Origin of the sequence: Lysinibacillus sphaericus (assembly GCF_006864135.1) — a bacterium.
Classification (GTDB): domain Bacteria; phylum Bacillota; class Bacilli; order Bacillales_A; family Planococcaceae; genus Lysinibacillus.
Map to the genome: position 1 here is coordinate 1 of NZ_SADV01000068.1, position 492 is coordinate 492.

Annotated in this window: 1 protein-coding gene; it reads left to right on the top strand. The window is 34.3% G+C overall.

All coding sequences use genetic code 11. From position 1 onward, the window contains the following. Positions 1-102: 102 nt before the first annotated feature. On the top strand, positions 103-492 hold a 390-nt coding region (locus C7Y47_RS24730), incomplete at its 3' end, for a transposase (RefSeq protein WP_185903606.1).

A 492-nucleotide genomic window follows, 5' to 3' on the forward strand; every position in this document is an offset into this window, starting at 1 on the left:
GATTGAGTCCGTATAATTGTGTAAAAAGAAAAGGGGTCATTTTCTTTCCTCTTGGTTACAATGTTTTCAACCACGAAAATAAAGTAAAGTGAGGAATATAAAATGACCCAATTACAGTTTAACCTAGACATGGATCTTTTAAAAGATTCGATTATCAATTCTAATATTGATACAGTTGTTAAATCAGCTATAGTTTTAGTATTAAACGAATTTATGGAAAAAGAAAGAGACGACTATTTGCAAGTAGACGCCTATGAACGGTCTACTGATCGCCGTGATTATCGTAACGGCTATTATGAACGTGAATTAACGATGAGTATTGGTAAAATCAAGCTAACTGTTCCTAGAACTCGTAATGGTGAGTTTTCACCAACAATTTTTGAAAAGTATGCTCGGTGTGATCAAGCTCTCGTTTTATCTATGCTAGAAATGGTGATAAACGGTGTTTCAACACGCAAAGTTACTCATATTGTGGAACAACTTTGCGGAGAA